General features: G+C 57.8%; 20 protein-coding genes. 10 read left to right on the forward strand and 10 right to left on the reverse strand.

From position 1 onward, the window contains the following. The first annotated feature begins 73 nt into the window (after window positions 1-73). Window positions 74-1,201, forward strand: coding sequence for a peptide chain release factor 2 (gene prfB / locus MWU51_RS05490; RefSeq protein WP_247035428.1), 1,128 nt, complete (start codon window positions 74-76; stop codon window positions 1,199-1,201). Here prfB and MWU51_RS05495 read toward each other — a convergent pair whose 3' ends face one another. Further along, window positions 1,202-1,948, reverse strand: a complete 747-nt coding sequence (locus MWU51_RS05495; protein WP_247038724.1) for a lytic murein transglycosylase — start codon at window positions 1,946-1,948, stop codon at window positions 1,202-1,204. A gap of 271 nt (window positions 1,949-2,219) precedes the next feature. Between MWU51_RS05495 and MWU51_RS05500 the strand changes: the two genes are divergently transcribed. After that, window positions 2,220-3,008: a DUF2189 domain-containing protein gene (locus MWU51_RS05500; RefSeq protein ID WP_247035430.1), complete on the forward strand. Its 789-nt coding sequence runs from the start codon at window positions 2,220-2,222 to the stop codon at window positions 3,006-3,008. A gap of 110 nt (window positions 3,009-3,118) precedes the next feature. On the opposite strand, the gene MWU51_RS05505 is transcribed toward MWU51_RS05500, so the two are convergent. From MWU51_RS05505 to bcp, 4 genes are all read right to left on the reverse strand, one after another. Next, window positions 3,119-3,631 (reverse strand): polymer-forming cytoskeletal protein, encoded by a 513-nt coding sequence (locus MWU51_RS05505; RefSeq protein ID WP_247035433.1) that lies wholly within the window; start codon window positions 3,629-3,631, stop codon window positions 3,119-3,121. Next, window positions 3,621-4,925, reverse strand: coding sequence for a M23 family metallopeptidase (locus MWU51_RS05510; RefSeq protein ID WP_247035435.1), 1,305 nt, complete (start codon window positions 4,923-4,925; stop codon window positions 3,621-3,623). Before MWU51_RS05510 ends, MWU51_RS05505 begins: the two co-directional genes overlap by 11 nt. Window positions 4,926-5,127: 202 nt before the next feature. Then, the gene (locus MWU51_RS05515; protein ID WP_247035437.1) at window positions 5,128-6,000 is read right to left on the reverse strand and encodes a ferritin-like domain-containing protein; all 873 of its coding nucleotides are present in this window, start codon (window positions 5,998-6,000) and stop codon (window positions 5,128-5,130) included. Further along, on the reverse strand, window positions 5,997-6,479 hold the full coding sequence (gene bcp, locus MWU51_RS05520; RefSeq protein ID WP_247035439.1) for a thioredoxin-dependent thiol peroxidase: 483 nt from the start codon (window positions 6,477-6,479) through the stop codon (window positions 5,997-5,999). Before bcp ends, MWU51_RS05515 begins: the two co-directional genes overlap by 4 nt. Before the next feature lie 117 nt (window positions 6,480-6,596). Here bcp and MWU51_RS05525 point away from each other — a divergent pair, with 117 nt between their 5' ends. The 5 genes from MWU51_RS05525 to lpdA all read left to right on the forward strand — a co-directional run bounded on the left by MWU51_RS05525 (window position 6,597) and on the right by lpdA (window position 14,933). Beyond that, window positions 6,597-10,259 carry an AsmA-like C-terminal region-containing protein gene (locus MWU51_RS05525; RefSeq protein ID WP_247035441.1) on the forward strand — a complete coding sequence of 1,221 codons (3,663 nt, stop codon included), beginning with the start codon at window positions 6,597-6,599 and terminating at the stop codon, window positions 10,257-10,259. Window positions 10,260-10,320: 61 nt separating this feature from the next. Continuing rightward, window positions 10,321-11,382, forward strand: coding sequence for a tRNA preQ1(34) S-adenosylmethionine ribosyltransferase-isomerase QueA (gene queA / locus MWU51_RS05530; RefSeq protein ID WP_247035442.1), 1,062 nt, complete (start codon window positions 10,321-10,323; stop codon window positions 11,380-11,382). Between the two features lie 97 nt (window positions 11,383-11,479). Then, on the forward strand, window positions 11,480-12,727 hold the full coding sequence (locus MWU51_RS05535) for an MFS transporter (protein ID WP_247035444.1): 1,248 nt from the start codon (window positions 11,480-11,482) through the stop codon (window positions 12,725-12,727). A 71-nt stretch (window positions 12,728-12,798) separates the two neighbouring features. Further along, a complete protein-coding gene (locus tag MWU51_RS05540; protein ID WP_247035446.1) occupies window positions 12,799-13,389 on the forward strand; it encodes a DUF924 family protein in 591 nt (196 codons plus the stop codon). A gap of 149 nt (window positions 13,390-13,538) precedes the next feature. Next, window positions 13,539-14,933, forward strand: a complete 1,395-nt coding sequence (gene lpdA / locus MWU51_RS05545; RefSeq protein ID WP_247035448.1) for a dihydrolipoyl dehydrogenase — start codon at window positions 13,539-13,541, stop codon at window positions 14,931-14,933. Between the two features lie 71 nt (window positions 14,934-15,004). Here the strand turns inward: lpdA and MWU51_RS05550 are convergent, their stop codons facing one another. The 3 genes from MWU51_RS05550 to MWU51_RS05560 form a co-directional block, all read right to left on the reverse strand. Next, window positions 15,005-15,433, reverse strand: coding sequence for an SRPBCC domain-containing protein (locus MWU51_RS05550; protein ID WP_247035450.1), 429 nt, complete (start codon window positions 15,431-15,433; stop codon window positions 15,005-15,007). Continuing rightward, entirely contained in the window at window positions 15,426-15,749 is a 324-nt protein-coding gene (locus MWU51_RS05555; protein WP_247035453.1) for a metalloregulator ArsR/SmtB family transcription factor, read from the reverse strand. Before MWU51_RS05555 ends, MWU51_RS05550 begins: the two co-directional genes overlap by 8 nt. 148 nt (window positions 15,750-15,897) lie before the next feature. After that, entirely contained in the window at window positions 15,898-16,251 is a 354-nt protein-coding gene (locus tag MWU51_RS05560; RefSeq protein WP_247035455.1) for a rhodanese-like domain-containing protein, read from the reverse strand. A gap of 212 nt (window positions 16,252-16,463) precedes the next feature. On the opposite strand from MWU51_RS05560, the gene uvrA reads away from it, so the two are divergent. Further along, window positions 16,464-19,334: an excinuclease ABC subunit UvrA gene (uvrA, locus tag MWU51_RS05565; RefSeq protein WP_247035458.1), complete on the forward strand. Its 2,871-nt coding sequence runs from the start codon at window positions 16,464-16,466 to the stop codon at window positions 19,332-19,334. Between the two features lie 57 nt (window positions 19,335-19,391). Here uvrA and MWU51_RS05570 read toward each other — a convergent pair whose 3' ends face one another. Both MWU51_RS05570 and mazG read right to left on the reverse strand, forming a co-directional pair. Further along, window positions 19,392-20,408 (reverse strand): Fe(3+) ABC transporter substrate-binding protein, encoded by a 1,017-nt coding sequence (locus tag MWU51_RS05570; RefSeq protein WP_247035465.1) that lies wholly within the window; start codon window positions 20,406-20,408, stop codon window positions 19,392-19,394. An 82-nt stretch (window positions 20,409-20,490) separates the two neighbouring features. Continuing rightward, entirely contained in the window at window positions 20,491-21,336 is an 846-nt protein-coding gene (gene mazG, locus MWU51_RS05575; RefSeq protein ID WP_247035468.1) for a nucleoside triphosphate pyrophosphohydrolase, read from the reverse strand. A gap of 54 nt (window positions 21,337-21,390) precedes the next feature. Between mazG and MWU51_RS05580 the strand changes: the two genes are divergently transcribed. Both MWU51_RS05580 and speB read left to right on the forward strand, forming a co-directional pair. Next, window positions 21,391-22,554: a M20 aminoacylase family protein gene (locus tag MWU51_RS05580; RefSeq protein ID WP_247035470.1), complete on the forward strand. Its 1,164-nt coding sequence runs from the start codon at window positions 21,391-21,393 to the stop codon at window positions 22,552-22,554. 82 nt (window positions 22,555-22,636) lie between these two features. Further along, window positions 22,637-23,599: an agmatinase gene (speB, locus tag MWU51_RS05585; protein WP_247035472.1), complete on the forward strand. Its 963-nt coding sequence runs from the start codon at window positions 22,637-22,639 to the stop codon at window positions 23,597-23,599. The last annotated feature ends 152 nt before the right edge of the window (window positions 23,600-23,751 follow it).

The raw sequence follows: 23,751 nt of genomic DNA on the forward strand, positions 1-23,751 counted from the left end.
TGCGGCCACGTCTTGCCCATCTGCGCCCCTGTTGATATTGCGGGGGGCAGGTTTTCGGACAAGGGACGCACCCATGCGGGCAGAGGCTCAGAACAACGTTGACGCAATCGAGAAATCCCTGGCGCTTCTGCGTCAGCGGATCGGTTGGGACACGGCGGAACATCGGTTGGAGGAATTCAACGTGATGACCGAAGACCCCGACCTGTGGAACGACCCCGAGCGTGCGCAGAAGCTGATGCGCGAGCGGCAAGCCTTGATGGATTCCGTGGACAGTTACAAATCCATGGCACAGGATCTTCAGGACAATATCGACCTGATTGAATTGGGCGAAATGGAAGAGGATACCGAAGTTGTCGCAGATGCCGAGGCCGCACTTGCCAAGCTGACCCAAAAGGCTGCCGCGGCCGAGCTTGAGGCGCTGCTGGATGGCGAAGCCGACAGCAATGATACGTTCCTGGAAATCAACGCAGGCGCGGGCGGCACGGAAAGCTGCGACTGGGCGTCGATGCTGGCACGCATGTATGTTCGTTGGGCCGAAAAGCAGGGCTATAAAGTCGAACTGCAATCGGAAAGCGCGGGCGAAGAAGCGGGCATCAAATCCGCCGCCTATAAGATTTCCGGGCATAACGCCTATGGCTGGCTGAAATCGGAAAGCGGTGTGCATCGGCTGGTGCGCATCTCGCCCTATGACAGTGCTGCCAAACGGCACACATCTTTCAGCTCGGTTTGGGTCTATCCGGTGGTAGACGACAATATCGAGATTGAGGTGAACCCTTCAGATATCCGCATCGACACCTATCGGTCGTCTGGTGCGGGGGGGCAGCACGTGAACACCACCGATTCCGCGGTGCGGATCACTCACATCCCAACGGGGATCGTCACCACCAGCTCGGTGAAATCGCAGCACCAGAACCGCGATATCGCCATGAAGGCCCTGAAGTCGCGGCTGTACCAGATGGAGCTGGACAAGCGAAATGAAGCCATCAACGCCGCCCATGAAAACAAGGGCGACGCGGGGTGGGGCAACCAGATCCGATCTTACGTTCTACAGCCTTACCAGATGGTGAAAGACCTGCGCACCGGGCACGAGACGTCAGACACCAAAGGTGTTCTGGACGGCGATCTGGATGCCTTCATGGCTGCCGTTTTGGCGCAGGATGTTGCAGGTAAGTCGCGCGCCGAGGCGAACGCAGACGACTGATCAGCCGTCGATCCGCGCCGCCATGATCGCAATGGCCTGCTGATAAACGCTGGCCGCGTTCCATTCCTTGATCACTCGAAAGTTGGTCTGGCCCTGCTGATAGCCTTTGCCGGGTTTCCAGCCTTTCTTGCGCAGAAAATTCGCAGTCGAAGCCAGTGCGTCGGCAAGGTTATACAGATCGACCCGACCATCCCCCGACGCGTCCACGCCGTAGTTATAGGCGTTGCCCGGCAGGAATTGTGTATGGCCCAGCTCGCCATGTTTTGCGCCGCGCGTGTTGGCAGTGATCGTGCCACGATCCACCAGCTTCAGCGCGCCAATGGCATGGGGGGTGAAAAACTGCGGACGGCGGCAATCATAGGCCAGTGTGGTGATCGCAGACACGACAGGCGTGTCACCCATGAAGCCGCCAAATCCGGTCTCCATCCCGTGAATAGCCAGTAAGACACCGGCGGGCACACCAAAGTGATTTTCCAGCGACTGATAGAAACCCGGATTGCGTGCCTTGCGCTTGCGCCCCTGCGCCACGATTGTATCGGCCCCACGCACCTGCATGAATTTGGACAGTGAGAATTTGAATGATTTCTGGTTGCGATCTGCACGGATGGTCGACGTGGAGTATTGCGCCGACGCCAGCGCCTGCAACCCACGTTGGCCTACTCCGGCAGCCTTGGCGTCTTTGGCAAATGCAGCTTTCCAGCTTTCAAATCCACTTGCGTTGTTGCCGCAGGTGGCCCCAAGCGTCATACCCGTGCCCAATGTAAGGGCAAAACCGGCTGCGGTAAGCGTTCTGAAAATAGACATATAAGAATATTCCTTCGTTCGGACCTCGCAATAGTATGGCATTTACCTTGTTGGTAAAGGCCTAGCTTGCGTGAAACGGATTTTGGAGGGGTGCGGGGTAAACCTAGGGATGGAAAAAGACATTAACACATTCAGAAACTTGACGGATCACGCGGAAGTCGCAAAACTCTCACCACGCGCGATAACAGAATAACGACAGGCGCATGGAGGTGATATGTCAGACACAGCTCATTTGGAGGCATCCGCGCCACCGAATATCGAAACCATAGGCTTTGACGACGTCATTTCGGCGTTGAAAGCTGGGGTGAGGGACTTTGCGCGTGCACCTGGCTTTGGCCTGTTCTTTGCAGGGTTCTATGTGATCATGGGCATCGTGATTTACCTTCAGCTCGACGTGCTGGACCAGAGCTATTGGATCATTCCCGTCGCCCTTGGGTTTCCGCTGCTTGCCCCATTCCTTGCGGTGGGCTTGTACGAGGTCAGCCGACGCCTTGAGGCCGACGAACCGTTGGATTGGGCGCAGGTGCTAGGGGTCGTGTTCAATCAGAAAGACCGCCAGTTTCCGTCCATCGCCATGGTGATCATCATGATCTTCATGTTCTGGGTGTTTGTCGCGCATCTTGTCTTCGCGATCTTCATGGGGCTCGAGCCTCTGACAAATATCACCACGAACTGGCAAGATGCGCTTTTGAACCGTAACGGCATCACGATGCTGGTGGTCGGTACAGCGGTTGGAGCTGTGCTGGCCTTTTGCCTATTCTCGCTAACCGTGACCAGTTTGCCGCTGCTCTTGGATCGTGAGTTGGATTTCATTACTGCAATGATTTATTCCTTCCAGTCCGTTCTGCAAAACCTTCTACCGATGGTGAGCTGGGGCGTTATCATTTCCGTTTTGATGTTAATCGGAATGTTGCCGTTTTTTCTGGGGTTGTTCGTCGTGTTGCCGATCTTGGGGCATGCAACATGGCATCTGTATCGCCGTGTTATGAGCTTCGAGGACTAAGTAGGTCGTGGAAAACGACTTTAAGAAACAATGCCTCATAAAATATTGAAGGCCGCCCGATGGGCGGCCTTGTCAGTTCCACTTTGGGAACCAGATCAGAATAAGCCTGATCAACTGTTGTCTGACTTCGGCGCTGCGGGCGCTTGCGGTGTTCCCTTTGCACCACCCAGCGGATCATCCTGACGCTGAACCGAACCTTCGAAATGCGCACCGCTTTCGATGGCAATGGTTTTGTGGATAATGTCGCCTTCCACGCGGGCTGACGACGTCAGGCGCACTTTCAAGCCACGCAGGCGTCCAATGATACGGCCATTGATCACCACGTCATCGCCGATAACTTCGCCCTTCACAGTGGCGGTTTCGCCAATGGTCAACTGGTGGGCACGAATGTCACCTTCGACGGTGCCTTCGACAAGAATGTCACCTGTCGACTTGATGTCGCCCTTGATCACAAGGTCCGAGGACAGTGTGGATGCCGGAGGCTTGACCTTTGGGGCAGCCGACGACGGTGCGGGCGGAACGGCCGGGGCAGAGGAAGCAGGCTTGTCAGCCTTCGCCTCGGGGTTGGTTTCCTTGTCACCGGCTTTGGGGCCGGGTTCATTGATCCTGCTTTTAGAGAACATCTTTTGCTGCCTTGATATAGACCATCGGGTTGATGGGCTTGCCGCCGACGCGCACTTCATAGTGAAGATGCGGTCCGGTCGAACGCCCGGAGTTTCCAATATCACCAATTCTATCCCCGCGCGAGACCCTTTGTCCTTTTTGCACGTTCATGCGCGAAAGATGGGCATATCGCGTTTCGATACCGAACTCGTGTTGGATCTTGATAAGTCGACCGTAGCCCGAGCTCCACGAGGCGCTGACCACAATCCCGTCAGCGGGCGCGTAGACCGGGGTGCCGATCGGGGCAGCGAAATCCGTGCCATTGTGCATGCGGCCCCAACGCGATCCAAAGCCCGACGTAAACCGGAACCCTGACTTCACCGGCATCCCAAAGGGCATCTTTTGCGCGGCGATGCGATACAGGTTCATCTTGTCCAGTTCGCTCAGAATGTTGTTAGCGCGCTCTGCGTCGGGGTCGGGGCCTTGGCCACGGGTCGACAGGATCATCGGTGTCAGCGGGCCCCCCTGGCCGGAATAGCCACGGCGGACCTGATCAAGGATGTGATCAACCGACATACCGGACTTGGCAAACATCTTGTCCAGCGGCTCCAGCGAGATCGTCACGGCGTCCTCAAGCTGGCGGAAAATTTGGTCGTTGCGTTCGTCGCGCAGGCGGGCTTCGTAAAGCATATCCTGAGCAAAACGCTCTGCGTCCACCGCGTTTTGCGCCACTAGGTCACGTTCAGCAGCGGTGCGCGTCAGTTCTGATGTCAAAAAGGCCAGTGTAGCATTGGCTTGGACAGGGGCTGCGTTTGGTTCACCTGTCGATTGCTTGTCCTGTGCGGCGGCCAGCATGGTGTCAAGGCTGTCCTTGGCCTTGTCCCGTTCGCCCATAGTGCGACGCAAGGTGGATTGGATCACCCCGATACCGGTTTCAAATTCCTTGCGGCGCTCTTCCGAGGCCAGAAGCTCGCTCTGCATCTCGGAAATCTCGCTGAGGGCGAGGTTGAACCGTTCCTGTGCAGCGGCTGCTTCGGCGGCGCGGGCGTCGCGTTCTTCGGAGAGGGTTTGCAGACGTTGTTCATACAGCAGTTTGTCGCGCTGTGCCTGATCTCGCATATTTCCGGATCCTATCGAATCCATCAGCAATACAGCGGTGGCAATAATTGACCAGGCAATGAACGCGGCCGAGCCAGTCCAGCCAAGGGCTTGCGTTAGGGGAGAAAGCCGGATGAACCGCGTGCCCGTCTCGGACCGCAAGAAAAGCCGCTGTTCCGGGAACACGCGTTCCAGGAGGTGATTAACCTTTTTCATCAAGCTGATATGCAAGTCCGAAGCCCCGATTTCATCCCTTTGATCCCTTGTCTGAAGGATATCCAGCTTCTGATGGCGCCCCCCGCAGACCCGAGGTGATTAACGCGGGTGACACATTCACGCAAGGAATTTTGAATTTCCTTAACAATTGTCGTGGTTTCAAGCGAGATTCTGCCGACGCAAATGGTCGTGTCGCAACCGCTTAATCGGGTGTTCCGCGTGATCGGCTCGTGGTTTTTTCTGCCAGAGGCCAGTAAAAATCGGGCGGCAATCCAGCTTCGGCGCGCTTTTCTTCGTTGAACGGTGGCTTCAACGCGCCGTGGAAATAGGTGCGCACCAACCCGTGAAAGGTCTCTTTCGGGTCCAACTCGTGCCGCCCGCACAGAAAGTGAAACCATTTCGAGCCATAGGCGACATGGCCAACTTCCTCGGCATAGATCACTTCAAGCGCAGCCACGATGTCGTCCAGCTTTGCTTTACGGAAGATCTCGATCATGCTTGGTGTGACATCCAACCCGCGTGCCTCTAGCACCATGGGGACGACCGCAAGCCGCCCCAGAAGATCGCCTGCGGTGTCCTCGGCGGCGCGCCACATACCCGCATGGGCAGGCAACGCGCCATAGTAGCTTCCAAGGGCTTCAAGGCAATCGCTTACAAGGTTGAAATGTTTAGCTTCTTCGTCCGCCGCCTTTACCCAGTCATCATAAAAACCCATCGGCATCGGCGTGTCGGTGAAACGCGCTATGATGTCCCAATGCAGATCAACTGCGTTCAGTTCGATATGTGCAACCGCGTGTAAAAGTGCCATCTGACCCTCGCGGCTGCCGGGGCGACGGCGGGGCACATCGCGTGGATCTTTTAACTCGGGCTTTTGGGGTCGGGCGGGAAAATCAGGCGGCGTGGCAGAGCCGATGATCTGGTCGCGGTCGGTCAATGGGGCCTTGATCGCGCCGTCTTCACGGGCCGCGACCCATTCAGCCGCGTATTTACGCGCCAATGCGGTCTTTTTTCGTCCTTCCTCCGTGCGCAGGACAGCATTGGCCATTTCTGCCAGCGGGCGGGACAGGTCCTTCATTGATTGATCAATTCTTGCGTGGCCGCCAGCACCTCGTCCGCGTGGCCTTTGATCTTCACCTTGGGCCAGACCTGCGCGATTTTGCCGTCCGGCCCGATCAGGAATGTCGTGCGGGTGATACCCATATAAGTGCGACCGTAGTTCTTCTTCTCGCCCCACACGCCGTATCGTTCGCACACATCACCTTCGGCGTCCGACAACAAAGGCACGCTGAGGTCTTGTTTGTTGCGGAAGTTTTCATGTTTCTTCAGGCTGTCTTTCGAGATGCCAAACACCTTCGCGCCAAGCGCCTGAAACTTGGGCAGCAGGGCCGAGAAATCCAGCGCCTCGGTGGTGCAGCCGGGCGTGTTGTCCTTGGGATAGAAATACAGCACCACCGGTGCAAGGGCGAGCCTGGACAAAGTTACGGGCGCACCGCCATCCTGTGGCAAGGTAAAATCCGGCGCAATATCGCCTGTCTTCAGAACGTTATCAGTCATTCGCTTGGCATTCCCTGTGCTCGGTCACTAGTGTTTCCTGATCTTTCCTTCTATGCCGTTTCGCATCAGGATGAAAGGCACGAGGCCGCGCGGCCAAAGGGCATCTGGGCAATCTGCATGAACAACGACGACAAGCCAACAAGACAAGAGGACGCCGAGGACGCGCGCCCTGTCTGCGATGGTGATGTGTTGTCCACGCATGATAAACCGACCAAACAGGACGCAGGAGATGATGTATCGGGCGATGGTGCAGACCCAGAAAGCAATGCCGGGGTTGAAAAGGCTGTCGCGAAGGCCATCGCGGAAGATGGCGATGCGGATGACGCCTTAGACAAAAATGCTTCGGAAGATGCAGGCACTGCTGACGCCATCGTGGCGCCATCAGCCCTTGTTGCGACAGCCCGTTTTCCGCGTTGGCGCAAGACAAAGGGGGCGGAAGAACCCGAAGTTACCCCCGAAATGCGGGCACGTCGTCGCAAGCGATTGAAGTGGCATTTCGGTATCTGGTCGTTCGTTTTGATCGCCTTGGCCGCGCTGTTTCTGGCGCTGGTATCGATGTCTGTGACGGGACATGTATTCGTCCTGCCGAAATGGGCAACCGAACAAATTGAAGAGAAGATTAACAGTCAGACCAACCGCGTTAAGCTGTCGCTGTCTCAAGTCGAACTGGGCGTCACGCGGTTGGGCCTGCCACGGTTGCGTTTGGTCGATCTTGGGGTGCGCGACGAAACCGGGTTGGAGATCGGACGACTGAATGCGGTAGAGGGCTCGCTGTTGCTGGGGCCTGTCCTGTCTGGCCGGGTCGAACCTGCGACCCTGTCGTTGCGCGGGGCGCAAATCACTGTTCGACGTAGCCGGGACGGGTCATTTGATCTGAGCCTCGGGCAGGGAATTGGGGCAAGCGGTGATCTGGCCTCGGTCCTGGATCGCATTGATGCCGTATTCACGACCGGCATTCTGTCCAACAGTGAACGTATATCAGCCACGAACCTGACCATCACGCTAGAGGATGCGCGAACCGGTCGTTTGTGGCAGGTGACCGATGGTGCGTTGAGCATTAGCCAAACCGAACAAGCTGTTGATATGACACTGTCCTTTGACGTGTTCAACCAAACCGAAGAGCTGGCTGAAACCGTGCTTGGTTTTCGGTCGGTCAAAGGCAGTTCATCGGCGCGTCTGACGGCAACTTTCAAAAATGCCCGTGCACGTGACATCGCGGCACAAACACCGCTTTTGACGTTTCTGGGATTGGTGGACGCTCCGATTTCGGGGGCGCTGCGAACCGTTATTGACGATACCGGGCAGGTGTCAGGTCTGGCAGGCACGCTGGAATTCGGCGCGGGTAACTTGTCGCCGGACCCGGCGGCCAAGCCGGTGAAGTTCACCGGTGGCAAAGTCTATCTGGATTATGACCCCGAGCGCGAGCGGATGAACTTTGCACAGGCGTCGCTGCAATCTGACTGGGGTGAGATACAGGCGGACGGGCATTCCTATTTACGCGGTTGGGCGGGCGGCTGGCCGACCGAGTTGTTGGGGCAGCTGAATGTCACCCATGCCCGTATCAGCCCGCCAGACGTATTTGAAAGTCCATTATTGCTGGGACAAGGATCGGCAGACTTTCGACTCAACCTCAGCCCGTTTCGCGTTGATGTGGGGCAGTTCGCGATCACGCATGATGACACGCTGGCGACGGGAAGTGCGCGGATCGGCATTGGATCTGAAGGCTGGTCTGTGGCCATTGATGCCGCAGCCGATCATGTCAGTCCGGAACAGGTCACGGCCTTCTGGCCCCTTGCCAATGGTGCGCGTACCCGGATCTGGGCGCGTGACAACGTCACCAAAGGTCGGTTCACCGATGTCAACGTGGCGTGGCGCAAAGAGCAGGGCCGATCGGCGCACACCGCATTAAGCGCGGCCTTTGAAGGTGTGACTGTGCGAGCCGTCAAGGAAATGGTCCCCATCGAAAATGCCAGTGGGCAATTCACCATTGATGGGCGGCGTCTGGTGGTCACGGCAGATCAGGGCGTGCTGCGACCATTGGACCGCAACGGAAACGTGGCCGGTGTGTTGGACGCGGCAGGCACCAGTTTTGTGATCCCCCAGATGGCACGGCGACCTGAAGACCCTGACGCGCCGCGCCCACCGGTGCCCGCCTGGGTGGATTTGTCGGTAAGCGGCCCGCTGAAAGCGGCGCTGCATCTGTTGGATGACAAACCGTTTCGTATATTCCGTGACACCCCTGATGGAGCGATAGGCCCGGATATGGCTGGCGGACGTGTGACCCTTGGCGGCCGAATTGACATTGCGATGCAGCCCAAAGTGCCCCGCAGCGCGATAGATTATCGCTTGGCGGGCACGCTGAGCGCCATCAAAAGCGACACCATTGTGAACGGGCGGTTGCTGGAGCTGCCCTTTGCTGATCTGGTGGTCGGCACAGAAGGTGTCAGCATAAGCGGGCAGGGTCGTTTTTCAGGTGTGCCAGTTAAAGGCACATGGGCGCAATCGTTTGGCGGGGGCACGACGTCAGGTCGCTCGACCGTCACTGGCGAGATGACATTGGATCAAGCCTTTCTTGATGCGTTCTCAATCGGGTTGCCTGCAGACAGCGTGACCGGCTCAACAACGGCGAACTACACGGTTTCGTTGGCGCGCGGTGAAGCCCCGCGCATCACGCTCGATGCACCGCTGGACGGTGTCGGTTTGAGCATTGCGGCACTCGGTTGGTCGAAGTCGAAGGGAAGCAAAGGGGCACTGAGCTTGTCGGGCAAGCTGGGGTCTGCCCCGGTGATTGAAGAGCTTTCTTTGCGCGCACCGGGGCTTGATGCCAATGGCAGCGTCATCATGTCCGAAGGTGGTGGGCTGGTGGCAGCACAGTTTGATCGAGTGACCCTGGGCGGATGGCTGGATGCACCTGTCACGCTTACAGGGCGTGGCCCGGGAAAACCGGTTTCGGTCACTGTCAAAGGCGGCATTGTGGATATGCGCAAGACGACATTGGGATCAGGCAAAGGCGGCGGTACCGGCGGACAACCCGTGCCCATCTCGCTGCTACTGGACAAGCTGATTATCTCTGAAGGGATCACGATCACCGGGTTTGACGGAGATTTCACGCAGACCGGCGGTGGATTGAATGGCACGTTTCAAGGCCAGATAGGTGCGGGACCAACCATTCGTGGCACCGCTGCCCCGCAACCCAAAGGCACGGCGTTTCGGATCACGAGCAAGGATGCGGGAGGCGTGCTGCGGGCTTCAGGCGTTTTGAAATCGGCCCGAAAGGGCGATATGGAGCTGATTCTGGCCCCCGGTGGAAGCAAGGGCGTCTATGATGGCGATCTGAAGATCAAGAATATCGATGTTCATGACGCACCGGCAATGGCTGAACTGTTGTCGGCCATCTCGGTGGTCGGTCTGTTGCAGCAACTGGGTGGGCAGGGCATTCCTTTTACCAATGTGGATGCGCGGTTCCGATTGGATCCAGACAAGGTCACGATTTATGAAGGCGCCGCGACTGGTCATTCCATGGGCATCTCGATGGATGGATACTATTTCCTTGGATCGGGTCAGATGGATATGCAGGGCGTGATCTCGCCCTTCTATCTGGTAAACTCCGCCGGGCGCATTTTCGCGCGCAAGGGCGAAGGGCTTGTTGGGTTCAACTATACGCTCAAGGGCACTGCGTCTGATCCCAAGGTGGGGGTCAATCCGCTGTCCTTGTTCACACCGGGTTTTTTCCGCGACATTTTCCGCCGCAACCCGCCACCGCGACCGCAAGCAGAATGATCGGCCTTCGATCCCAAGGAACCCGTTGACGCGGACGGTCAAGCCCCCTACACGCGCCGCCATGAAGCTAAGTGATTTCGACTTTAACCTGCCCGATGAACTGATCGCGACGCGCCCTGCGCGGCCGCGCACGGCAAGCCGTTTGCTAATGGCAACGTCAGATCAGATCACCGATGCCCATGTCAGCGATCTGACCATTTGGCTGCGCCCCGGCGACCGGCTGGTTCTGAATGACACGAAGGTCATTCCCGGTCGCCTGTTCGGCACACGCACACGGGCGGGGCAAGCGCACGGCGAAGGGGTGGCGAAGATCGAAGTGACGCTGTTGTCTCCGGACGGGGCGGGGCAATGGCATGTGATGGCTAAACCCCTTCGCAAGCTGCGTGATGGGGATGTCATTGTTTTTTCAGACGATCTTTCAGCCTGCTTCATGGGGCGTGATGACGAACAGGCGGTGATCCGTTTCACCCTTGACGGGGCGGCGTTCGATACGGCGCTGGCTGCGGCGGGAAATATGCCGCTGCCGCCCTATATCGCCGCCAAACGCGCTGCGGATGCCCGTGACAACGAAGATTATCAAACCGTGTTTGCCCGCCATTCGGGGGCGGTCGCGGCACCGACGGCATCGCTTCATTTTGACGATGGTTTGCTTGATCAGATCAAGGCAATGGGTGTCGGACTGACTCATGTCACGTTGCATGTGGGGGCGGGCACCTTTCTGCCGGTCAAGGTCGACGACATTTCGCAGCACAAAATGCATGCAGAATGGGGCCGGGTCAGCGCCGACGCCGCGCACGAGATTGAGGCGACAATTGCCGCTGGTGGCCGGATCATTCCGGTAGGCACGACCGCTCTGCGCCTGATCGAAAGCGCGGCCACCGCACCGGGCAAAATCAGCCCGTGGCAAGGCGAGACAGACATTTTCATCACCCCTGGTTTTCGTTTCAATGTGACAGACGGGCTGATGACCAATTTCCACCTGCCGAAATCGACGCTGATGATGTTGGTGTCGGCGCTGATGGGCACGGATCGGATGCGCGCGGTCTATGATCACGCCATCGCGCAGCGCTATCGTTTCTTTTCATATGGTGACAGCTCTCTACTTCTGCCCGAGGCATCATAACCTCTTGGCCGGTGCCGGTTCATTACATGTCGTGAAATGTCGTTGGTTCCTGTCCATGACTTGTTAGTCTGGTGACCAACGCAAACAGGAGATTCCCATGCTTCAGGTCTTGTCGAGCTCTTGGGCGCTGCTTCTTGGTATGATGCTGCTGATGGTGGGCAACGGGGTGCAGGGCACACTGTTGGGGATCCGGGGCGGGTTGGAGGGGTTTTCCACCTTCCAGTTGTCGATGGTCATGTCCGGCTATTTTGCAGGCTTCCTGTTTGGATCGCGCATGGCGCCGATCATGATCCGACGGGTGGGGCATGTGCGGGTCTTTGCCGCGCTTGGATCGTTCATCTCGGCGGTGTTGATCCTGTATCCCACCTTTACCGACCCGTGGGCCTGGACCGCACTGCGTGTGATCGTGGGCTTTTGTTTCTCGGGCGTCTATGTCACGGCGGAAAGCTGGCTGAACAATGCTGCTGACAATGAAAACCGTGGCAAAGCCCTTTCGCTTTACATGTTCGTACAGATGGTGGGTATTATCGCTGCGCAAGGCCTTTTGGTGATCGGGGATCCCGGAGGGTTCATCCTGTTCATCCTGCCATCGGTCCTTGTTTCGATTGCTTTCGCCCCCATTCTTTTGTCGGTGAACCCAACCCCGGCATTTGAGACGACAAAGGGTCTGAGCTTGCGGGAGCTCTTCCACATCTCGCCTATGGGCTGCGTGGGTTTTATGCTGTTGGGGGGCGTGTTTGCAGCGCAATTCGGTATGGCATCAGTGTTTGGCCAGCAGGCCGGGCTGACGGTGGGGCAAATCTCAGCATTCGTGTCAGCGCTGTATATTGGCGGGTTGGTTCTGCAATACCCTATTGGATGGATATCGGACCGGATGGACCGGCGCGTGCTGATCCTGATTGTAACCGCAATCGCAGCCGTTGCGGCTATGTTGCCGGTCGTGTTCGGCACCCGATACGAGCTTCTGCTGCTGGCGGCATTCTTCCTTGGTGGGATGACAAACCCACTTTATGCGCTTCTGCTGGCCTACGTGAATGATTTCCTTGAACCCGACGACATGCCTGCAGCATCCGCCGGCCTGATCTTTATCAACGGGATGGGTGCGATCGCCGGACCCGTGGTCACCGGTTGGGTTATGGGTGTGATGGGGCCGCTGGGGTTCTTTGGCTACATGGCGCTGTTGCTGGCGGGTTTCCTGATCTATGGCCTGTGGCGTATGACCCAACGGTCCGGCCCGGCACCCAAGGACACGGGAGCCTATATGACCATGTCGCCCGCCGCCTCGCCGGTCGCAGTGGATATGGCGCAAGAGGTCTGGGCCGACGAGGCGGAAGAGGACGAGTAGCCCCGAACCTGCGTCCGGCCTTGCACTGTGCCCCGCACCCGCTAGGGTGAGGGATACAGGAGGCGCAAACCATGTCGGAACCGCAAGAGATCATCACGTTCTGGATCGACGATGTTGGGCCGAAGGGCTGGTATGAAGCTTCGGACAAATTGGACAACACGATCCGAACACGCTTCATGGCGGATTATGAAGCGGCGCGGGACGGCGAACGCGACCACTGGCGCGATAGTTCTGAGGGGGCATTGGCGTTCTTGATCCTAACCGACCATTTCCCGCGCAACATGTTTCGCGGCGATGCGCGGTCATTTGCGACTGATCCGGCGGCACGGGCCTGCGCGGATCTTGCGATCGCGCGCGGGCTGGATATGCAAATACCGCTGCCAGATCGGCAGTTCTTTTATCTGCCCTTCATGCACAGTGAATCGATGGACGATCAGGACCGCTGTATCGCTTTGATGGCCGAGCGGATGTCTGACACACCGGGACAAGGCGATACACTTCATGCGCGTGTCCACCGCGCTATCATCGAACGCTTTGGACGCTTTCCCTATCGCAATGATGCGTTGGGACGGGAGACCACGCAGGAGGAACGTGATTTTATTGACGATGGCGGATACACCGCGCTGCGCAAAAGTTTCGAAGCTAAGGAAGGAAAAGCTTGAGCGCCATGAGGGCGCCCATACGACGATCCCCTGAATGTCCCAACTTTGCCGGGTTTCGCCCAGCGACTAGCGGGTTTTACCTAGCGTCATTGATCCGCTGAAATAAATAGTTTAATGCCAAACTATCTGGAAGATGAGGAGGAGTCCCCATGACGGGAAAGGCTTTTGATACGGTTGTGGTCGGTGCGGGACCCGGAGGATACGTGGCGGCAATTCGTGCATCGCAGCTAGGCCAGACTGTTGCCATCGTCGAACGCGAGCATCTAGGCGGTATCTGTCTGAATTGGGGCTGCATCCCGACCAAGGCGCTGTTGCGCTCGGCTGAGGTTTTTCATCTGATGCACCGCGCCAAGGAATTCGGCCTATCCGCTGGTAAGATTGATTACGATCTGCCTGCCATCGTGAAGCGCTCGCGCGGCGTTGCGGGCCAGTTGTCAGGTGGCATTGGTCACTTGATGAAAAAGAACAAAGTGACGGTCTTCATGGGCGAGGCGACGATCCCAGCCAAAGGCAAAGTCTCGGTCAAAACCGACAAGGGAACCAAAGAACTGACCGCCAAAAATATCGTTTTAGCCACCGGTGCGCGAGCGCGCGAATTGCCGGGGCTCGAGGCGGACGGCGATCTGGTCTGGACCTATAAGCACGCGTTGAACCCACCGCGCATGCCCAAGAAGCTACTGGTGATCGGGTCGGGTGCTATCGGTATCGAATTCGCCAGCTTCTTCAATACGTTGGGCGCGGATACTACGGTTGTCGAAGTAATGGACCGGGTGTTGCCCGTCGAAGATGCCGAGATTTCGGCCTTCGCCAAGAAGTCCTTCGTCAAGCAAGGTATGAAGATCATGGAAAAAGCCATGGTCAAACAGCTCGACCGTGCCAAAGGCAAGGTGACAGCGCATATTGAGGTTGGCGGCAAGGTTGAAAAGCACGATTTTGATACTGTGATTTCTGCTGTCGGTATTGTCGGCAATGTCGAAGGGCTGGGGCTTGAGGAGTTGGGCGTCAAAGTCGACCGCACCCATGTGGTGACAGACGCGCATTGCCGCACAGGTGTGGACGGGCTTTATGCCATCGGCGACATCGCCGGCGCGCCGTGGCTTGCCCACAAGGCCAGCCATGAAGGTGTGATGGTCGCCGAATTGATTGCTGGTCTGCATGCCCACCCGGTGAAACCCGAAAGCATCCCCGGTTGCACCTATTGCCACCCACAAGTCGCCAGCGTCGGCCTGTCCGAGGCCAAGGCGAAAGAGCAGGGGTACGACATCAAAGTCGGTCGCTTCCCCTTCATCGGCAATGGCAAGGCCATCGCCATGGGCGACCCCGAGGGTATGGTCAAAACTATCTTTGACGCCAAGACCGGCGAGCTTCTGGGCGCGCATATGGTCGGGCCGGAAGTGACCGAAATGATCCAGGGCTACGTGGTCGGCAAAACGCTGGAAACCACCGAAGAAGAGCTGATGCACACGGTCTTCCCGCACCCGACAATCTCGGAAAGCATGCACGAGGCGGTGCTGGACGCCTATGACCGCGTCATTCATATGTAAGACAGAAAGGCCGGATCATTGCCCGGCCTTTTTGCATCGTGCGTGGGTGGTCAGGCAAGGCTGACGACCTGTTAGCCCAGGGCCTCATCCAGCTTGGCAAGGATCGACGTCCAGCCGCCATTGTGGTTGTCGCGGCTTTCCTCGGACGGGAAGCGGATGTGATGCAGGCGTAGATCTGTGCCTCCGCCTTTCGGCGTCAGATCCAATGTGACGATCGATTCTTCGGCCGTGCTCGCATGTGATTCCCAAGTGAATTGCAGCTTTTTGGCCCGATCAATGATCCTGTATTCGCCTTCATGCGGCAGATCGGCTGCGTTGGGCACCCGCATGATGATGCTGAAACGTCCCCCGACTTTGGCATCGACAGTCGCTTCGGGAACTGTGACGCCGGCGCCGGCAATCATGAATTTCGTCAGCATCTTCGGGTCCAGCCACGCATCAAACACGCGTTCAGGCGGGTAGGGGATGTGGCGGGTGATTTCTAAGGATAGATCAGTCATTGTCGTCCTCCTTCAAGGCAGCTTCGAGGGCATCCAGCCGCAGCGTCCAGATCGAACGCAATTCGGCAAACCATTGATCGATGTCGGAAAGCGGCCCCATCTGCACTTCGATCAAATGCTCGCGCCATTCGGTGCGCCGGGTCGCCAGTCCGCAGGCCTCAAGCACTTTGATGTGCTTTGAGACCGAGTTCAGGCTGATATCGAAATGACGCGCGATATCCGTGACGCGCATTGGGCCTTCTTGTGCCAGCAAGGTCAGGATCGCACGGCGATTGGCGTCCGATGCGGCCTTGAGAACGGCGCTGAGTTGGTCCATGTGGCTTCGTTCAACCATATGGGTGAATAACAAGGCAAGGTGAATCAGTCAACCAAAAAGGTGAATGATAGGTTGCCTCTGTCATAAAAAAACCCGCGCGGGCGGGGGCCTGCGCAGGTTGCGTCGTGGGAATAGTGTTGTGAAGTGCTTACCGTTCGATCTCGCCGCCTGCCCGATTCCAATGCTCCAAGCCGCCGATGTTAAAAACCTTGTCATAGCCCAGTCGTTTCAGAACTTGCGCGCCTTGGGCAGACCGCGCGCCGGACGCGCAATAGAGCGCGATGGGCTTGGTCGGATCAATCGCCGCGTTGAAGTCTGGTCCTTTGGGGTCGCATTGAAAGGGCATCACCGTCAGCGGCACAACGACAGCGCCCTTGGCTTTGCCAGTCATCTGCACCTCGCCGTGGTCGCGCACGTCGATCACCGTGATCTCGCCAGCGCGGGCTTTGGTCACGGCCTCGCGCGGGTCCATTTTCGCGCCGCCCATCATGAAACCAAACATGTTTTCGCTCCTGTCCCGAAAAGGGTTTGATCCGGGATATAGATCGCAACGGATTCACGTCAATGGGTCTGAGACTTAAAATTCAAGAAAATGAATGTAATGGGGTGGGCGACTCAGCGCGTTTGCAAGTGTTCCGCAAATGTTCTAACTTTCCGATTGTCCCGCCGCGCGGTTTGGCCTAACCGTTAAGCAATTGTGAACTGGGGGTCAGAATGGCCGAGTTGAAAGAAATTCAAGTTCGTGGCGCGCGCGAGCATAACTTGAAATCCATCGACGTGGATATTCCGCGCGACCGGCTTGTGGTGATCACCGGGCTATCCGGGTCGGGCAAGTCGTCGCTGGCGTTTGACACGATCTATGCGGAAGGGCAGCGGCGCTATGTCGAAAGCCTGTCCGCCTATGCGCGCCAGTTCCTTGATATGATGCAGAAACCGGATGTGGATCACATCGCGGGTCTATCGCCTGCGATTTCGATTGAACAAAAGACGACATCGAAGAATCCACGTTCGACCGTCGGCACCGTGACCGAGATTTACGACTATCTGCGTCTGCTGTTTGCCCGCGCTGGCACGCCTTACTCTCCGGCCACCGGTCTGCCAATTGAAGCCCAGCAGGTGCAGGACATGGTTGACCGCGTCATGCAGATGGAGGAGGGTACCCGTGCCTATCTGCTTGCCCCCATCGTGCGCGACCGAAAAGGCGAATATCGCAAGGAATTTCAAGAACTTCAGAAGAAGGGATTCCAGCGCGTCAAGGTAAACGGAGAGCTGCACGAGCTTGATAATCCCCCCATATTGGACAAGAAGTTTCGCCACAATATCGACGTGGTGGTTGATCGTGTCGTGGTGCGCGGGGGGATGGAGCAACGGCTGGCCGACAGTTTCCGCACAGCACTTGATCTGGCGGACGGGATTGCCTTGTTGGAAACAGCGCCGAAAGAGGGTGAACCCAAGATTTTCACCTTCTCGGAAAACTTCGCCTGTCCGGAGTCCGGTTTTACCATTCCGGAAATTGAACCGCGCCTGTTTTCCTTTAACGCGCCGTTCGGGGCGTGCCCGGTCTGTGATGGCTTGGGCAAGGAGCTGTTCTTTGACGAACGCCTCGTGGTGCCGGACGCCACGCTGCAAATCTATGACGGCGCGCTGGCGCCCTGGCGCAAGGGCAAGACGCCCTATTTCCTGCAAACCATCGAAAGCATTGCGCGCCATTACGAGTTCGACAAAAGCACACCGTGGAAAGATCTTCCCGAACATGTGCAGCAGGTGTTCCTGTATGGCTCGGGCGAGGAAGAGATCAAGTTTCGCTTTGACGAAGGCGGGCGCGTTTATGAAGTGACGCGGCAGTTTGAGGGTGTCATTCCCAACATGGAACGCCGCTATCGCGAGACGGATTCCAACTGGATTCGAGAAGAGTTTGAACGCTATCAGAACAACCGCCCTTGCGGTGCCTGTGGTGGATATCGCCTGCGCGACGAGGCGTTGGCGGTGAAGATCGGGTCCGGTGACGCGCTGTTGCATGTGGGGCAGGTGGTCGAGATGTCGATCCGCGAGGCACTGGCCTGGGTCGAGGATGCGCCCAATCATCTGTCCGCGCAGAAGAACGAGATTGCCCGCGCCATCCTGAAGGAAATCCGCGAACGTCTTGGGTTTTTGAACAATGTGGGGCTTGAATACCTGACGCTCAGCCGCAATTCCGGCACCTTGTCGGGGGGTGAAAGCCAGCGGATCCGACTGGCTAGCCAGATCGGGTCGGGTCTGACCGGGGTTCTTTACGTACTGGATGAACCCTCCATCGGGTTGCACCAGCGCGACAATGGGCGGCTGCTGACCACGCTGAAAAACCTGCGCGATCAAGGCAATAGCGTGATCGTCGTTGAACACGACGAAGAAGCCATTCGTGAGGCGGACTACGTGTTCGACATGGGTCCCGGCGCAGGTGTCCATGGCGGTGAGGTGATCGCCCATGGTGCGCCTGCCGATATCGCCGCCTGCGAGGCGTCGATCACCGGCCAATACCTGACCGGCGCGCGCGAAATTGCCGTGCCCGCCCAACGCCGCAAGGGCAATGGCAAGGTGGTCAAGGTGGTGAAGGCCACAGGCAACAACCTGCAAGGCGTGACCGCTGAATTTCCCTTGGGGCAGTTCGTGTGCGTCACCGGCGTGTCGGGCGGGGGCAAATCCACGCTGACGATTGAAACCTTGTTCAAGACCGCCTCGATGCGGCTGAACGGAGCCCGCCAGACACCCGCGCCTTGTGAAACGATCAAGGGGCTGGAGCATCTGGACAAGGTGATCGACATCGACCAGCGCCCCATCGGGCGCACGCCACGCTCAAACCCCGCGACCTATACCGGCGCGTTCACGCCCATCCGCGAATGGTTTGCCGGGCTGCCCGAGGCCAAGACGCGCGGCTACAAGCCCGGCCGATTCAGCTTCAATGTGAAAGGTGGACGGTGTGAGGCCTGTCAGGGCGATGGTGTCATCAAGATCGAGATGCATTTCCTGCCCGACGTCTATGTGACTTGCGAAACCTGCAAGGGCAAACGCTATAACCGCGAGACGCTGGAAGTGCAGTTCAAGGGCAAGTCCATCGCAGATGTGCTGGACATGACGGTCGAGGACGCGCAGGCGTTTTTCCAGGCCGTGCCCTCGATCCGCGACAAGATGGATGCGCTGATGCGGGTCGGGCTTGGCTATATCAAGGTGGGCCAGCAGGCGACGACCTTGTCAGGCGGCGAGGCGCAGCGGGTGAAGCTGTCGAAAGAGCTGTCCAAACGCTCTACCGGGCGCACGCTTTACATTCTGGACGAACCTACCACTGGTTTGCATTTTGAAGACGTGCGCAAACTGTTGGAAGTGCTGCATGAATTGGTCGATCAGGGAAACACGGTCATCGTGATCGAACACAATCTGGACGTGATCAAGACCGCCGATCATCTGATCGATATCGGCCCGGAGGGCGGCGATGGGGGTGGGCGAATTGTAGCCACCGGCACCCCGGAAGAGGTCGCGCAGGTCGCTGACAGCTACACCGGTCACTATCTGTCGCAGATGCTGACCCCGATGCGCAAAGCGGGTGAATGATCCACAAAAAAGCCCGGCTAAAAAGCCGGGCTTTGATGTTTGGATCTGTGCTGACGATCAGCCGTCGAAATCGACCTCTTGCACCAGTTTCAGCGCAGCGGCGCGGTGACTGGCCACTTCCATCAGGTTGACGCTGTCCGGGGTGAAGTTGCCCCAGCTTTTGACCAGGTCAACTGCTTCTGTGCCCGGCGCGATTGGGTATTCGAAGTTGGCGGCGGCATAAATTTCCTGCGCTTTGGGCGATGACAGGAATTCCATCAGCTTGATGGCGGCTTCCTTGTTCGGCGCGTGTTTTGCCAATGCAACACCCGATACGTTCACATGGGTGCCCGCGCCTTCAAAGACAGGGAATGTCACGTTCACGCTTTCTGCCCATGCCTTCTGTTCGGGATCGCTGAGCATCTTGCCCATATAGTAAGTGTTGCCGATCGCGATGTCGCATTCGCCGGCCCAGATTGCCTTGACCTGTGCACGGTCGTTGCCCTGCGGTTTACGGGCCAGATTTGATTTCACGCCTTCCAGCCATGTCTTGGCCTCTTCTGCACCGTGGTGCTGAATATAGGCCGACACAAGCGCCAACGTATAGGCGTGGGTGCCCGAGCGGGTGCAAATGCGGCCTTCCCACTTGGGATCGGCCAGATCCTCATAGCTGGTCACTTCGCCTTCGGCCACGCGCTCTTTCGAGGCATAGACGATCCGGGCGCGGGTGGTCAGGCCGAACCACTGGTTGCCGGGATCGCGGTATTCGGCAGGGATATTGGCGTTCAGCGTATCGCTTTCCACCGGCTGGGTCAGACCGGCATCCACCACACCTGCGAGACGCGAAATGTCGACGGTGAAAATCAGGTCGGCGGGGCTGCGTTGGCCCTCGGCTTCCAGACGTTCAATCATACCCTTGTTCAGGAAGGCCACGTTGACAGCAATCCCGGTTTCTTCGGTAAAGGCATCGGTCAGCGGCTGGATCAGCTCGGGCTGACGATAGGAATAGACGTTGACCTCGTCCGCGCTGGCAATTGCGGGGGTCAGGGCTGTGGCCAGGATAGTGGCTGTGGCGAAGGTGCGAACTTTGTTCATCACGCGAGTCTCCTTGTTTTCGTTACCGCGCTTAAACCTGAGTCTTTTGCTTGGGTCAATACCTGATTAAATCAATCAGAAATTATTTGCCAACCGCACGTTCTGCTGTTTTTTCAGCCTCCCAATAGCCATCCATTTCCTCAAGCGTTGCGTCCTCGAGTGCACGGCCATCAGCCGCCAAGCGCCGTTCGATTCCTTGGAAACGACGTTCGAATTTTGAATTGGCATGACGCAGTGCCTCTTCTGGTTCCACGTCAAGATGGCGCGCCAGATTGGCAACGACGAACAAAAGATCCCCGATTTCTTCACGTAATTCATTTGGTCCAAGCGTATCGCGCGCCTCGGCCACCTCGTGGGCTTCTTCGGTGATCTTGTCCAGCACGGGGCCGATATCTGGCCAGTCGAATCCAACGCGGGCGGCGCGCTTTTGCAGTTTTACGGCACGCAAAAGGGCGGGCAGGCCAATCGCCACACCGTCTAACACACCTTTGTGAGAAGTGTTCGCCCGCTCTGCGGCCTTGATGGTTTCCCAATCGCGGGTCTGTTGTTCGGCGGATTTATCGCGCGATTCATCCCCAAACACATGCGGATGGCGCGCGACCATCTTGTCGGACATGGTGTCGGCCACGTCGTCAAATGTGAACATCCCGGCCTCTTCCGCCATCTGGGCATGAAACACTGATTGGAACAGCAAATCGCCCAACTCGCCCTTCAACTCGTTCCAGGCCTGACGCTCGATCGCATCTGCCACTTCATAGGCTTCCTCGATCGTGTAAGGCGCGATGGTGGCGAAGGTCTGTTCGATGTCCCAAGGGCAGCCGTTTTGCGGATCGCGCAAGCGGCGCATGATCTCGCGCAAGCGATCCATCCCCCCTTGCGGGTTGTGAACCAGAGTGTCCGAGGGGGAAAGATCGCGCGTTTTGCTCATTGCATCATGATCCAAATCAGGTTTGTTTCGTCCCACCCTTGATAGGAGGAAGTCATGGCGATCATCAACCGTATTGGCGAATTTGCTGGTGATATGAAAACGTGGCGACAGCATATCCATGCCAATCCTGAATTGGGGTTGGAGTGTCACGATACAGCAGCCTATGTCGTGGATCATTTGCGCGGTTTCGGTGTGGACGAAATTCACGAGAAGATCGGCATATCGGGCGTTGTGGGCATCATCAACGGGCAGGGGGATGGCCCGACCATTGGCCTGCGCGCCGATATGGATGCGTTACCGATGGATGAGGCAACCGGGCTTGATTATGCCTCAACCGTTCCCGGGCGGATGCACGCCTGTGGACATGACGGGCACACCACGATGTTGCTGGGGGCTGCGCGATACTTGGCGGAAACGCGGAACTTCAAGGGGCGCGTCGCGCTGATCTTCCAACCTGCCGAAGAAATCGACGGCGGTGCGAAATACATGTGCGATGAAGGCATGATGGACCGTTTCGGTATTTCCGAGGTCTATGCTCTGCACAACATGCCGGGGCATGAGGTGGGCAAGTTCTATACCACACCCGGCCCGATCATGGCTGCGGTCGACACGCTGCACGTCAAGGTGACGGGGCGCGGTGGCCACGCGGCTTATCCGCAGGATACGGTCGATCCGATCATGGCGGTCGTGTCGATGGTGCAGGCGGTCCAATCCATCGTCAGCCGCAACCTGTCGCCAATGGACAATCTGGTGGTCTCGGTCACGATGATCGGCGGCGGCACGGCAGACAATATCATCCCTGAAGACGCGTGGTTCGCCGCGACCATCCGATCTTTCACCCCCGAGGTGCGCGAGATGGTGCAGCGTCGTCTGCGCGAGGTGATCGAGGGACAGGCAGCCAGTTTCGGTGTGACGGTCCAGATCGACTATGAACTGGGCTATCCGCCCACGGTGAACGACCCCGATGCCGTAGAAAAAGCGGCAGACGTAGCGCGCGAGATCAGCGGCGATGACCACGTCTTCGCCCAAGAAGGGCGCGAGATGGGGGCTGAAGACTTCGCCTATATGCTGGAAGAGCGCCCCGGAGCCTATCTGTTTCTTGGGCAGGGCAAAGACAGCGCGGGCGTTCATCACCCAGCCTATGATTTCAATGATGAGGCCGCGCCTTACGGGGCCAGTTTCTTTGCGCGTCTGGTCGAACGGCTGAACCCGATCTGAGGTCATGGCGCTGGATTTGATCAAATTATCTGGTCAGACCATCAAACCTGTGCTAACCGATCACAAAACAGGAGAGGTCGACATGGCATTGGAAGACGCAAAAACTCAGGTCGATACCGCCTTCACGCGGGACGGGTTCAAAGGTTTGGCCTTTGAAAACACCTTCGGCGGGGCTTTGTCGTTTTTACGTCGCACCTACTCCAAAAACCTTTCGGGTGTCGACATCGCGGTTACGGGCATCCCGTTTGACCAGGCCGTAACCAATCGCCCCGGCACCCGCCTTGGCCCGCGTGCGATCCGCGAGGCATCCTGTCTGCAATCGCCCGACCAGGCCTATGGCTGGGGCTTCGATGTGATGAGCGAATTTGCCATTGCCGATTACGGTGACATGGCGTTCGACTATGCCCATATCGACCAGTTCCCCACCGCTCTTGAGGCGCATATCAGCGGCATTCTGGATCAGGATGCGGCCTGCCTGACGCTGGGCGGCGATCACTATATCACCTTCCCGATCCTGCGCGCGCATGCAAAGAAGCACGGCCCCCTGAGCCTGTTGCAATTCGACGCCCATACGGACACATGGGCCGACGATGACATGACCCGTGTTGATCATGGCACGATGTTCTACAAAGCCGTGAAAGAGGGGCTGATTGACCCGGCCCGTTCGGTGCAGGTGGGCATTCGCACCCATAACGACGACACACTGGGCGTGAACATCATCGACGCGCGCGAGGTGCATGAAACCGGCCCGCAGGCGGTGGTCGACAAGATCAAGTCGATCCTGGGAGACCGCAAAACCTATCTGACCTTTGACATCGACGCGCTGGACCCGGCCTTTGCTCCCGGCACAGGCACGCCGGTCTGGGGTGGTCTGACCTCGGCACAAGCGTCGATCATCCTGCGCGATCTTGCGGGGATCAACCTTGTGGGCGGCGATGTGGTCGAGGTGTCACCACCCTTTGACACCACTGGCGCCACCGCCATCGCAGGGGCGCATGTGGCGATGGAAATTCTGAATCTGTGGGCGGTGACGCGGCGCTGCTAGTCTGCGCGGCGTGTCGCATATCACAGTAGGCGCGATTGAATTGTACCGTATGCTGCTGTTTTGTGCCGTCAACATGACCATCACCCTTGACAAGCCCATTGCAGGATTAGGCTTGCAGCGTAACCCCGGCTCATCTATCGCTACCAAGAGTT

Origin of the sequence: Aliiroseovarius sp. F47248L, assembly GCF_023016085.1 — a bacterium.
GTDB lineage: Bacteria > Pseudomonadota > Alphaproteobacteria > Rhodobacterales > Rhodobacteraceae > Aliiroseovarius.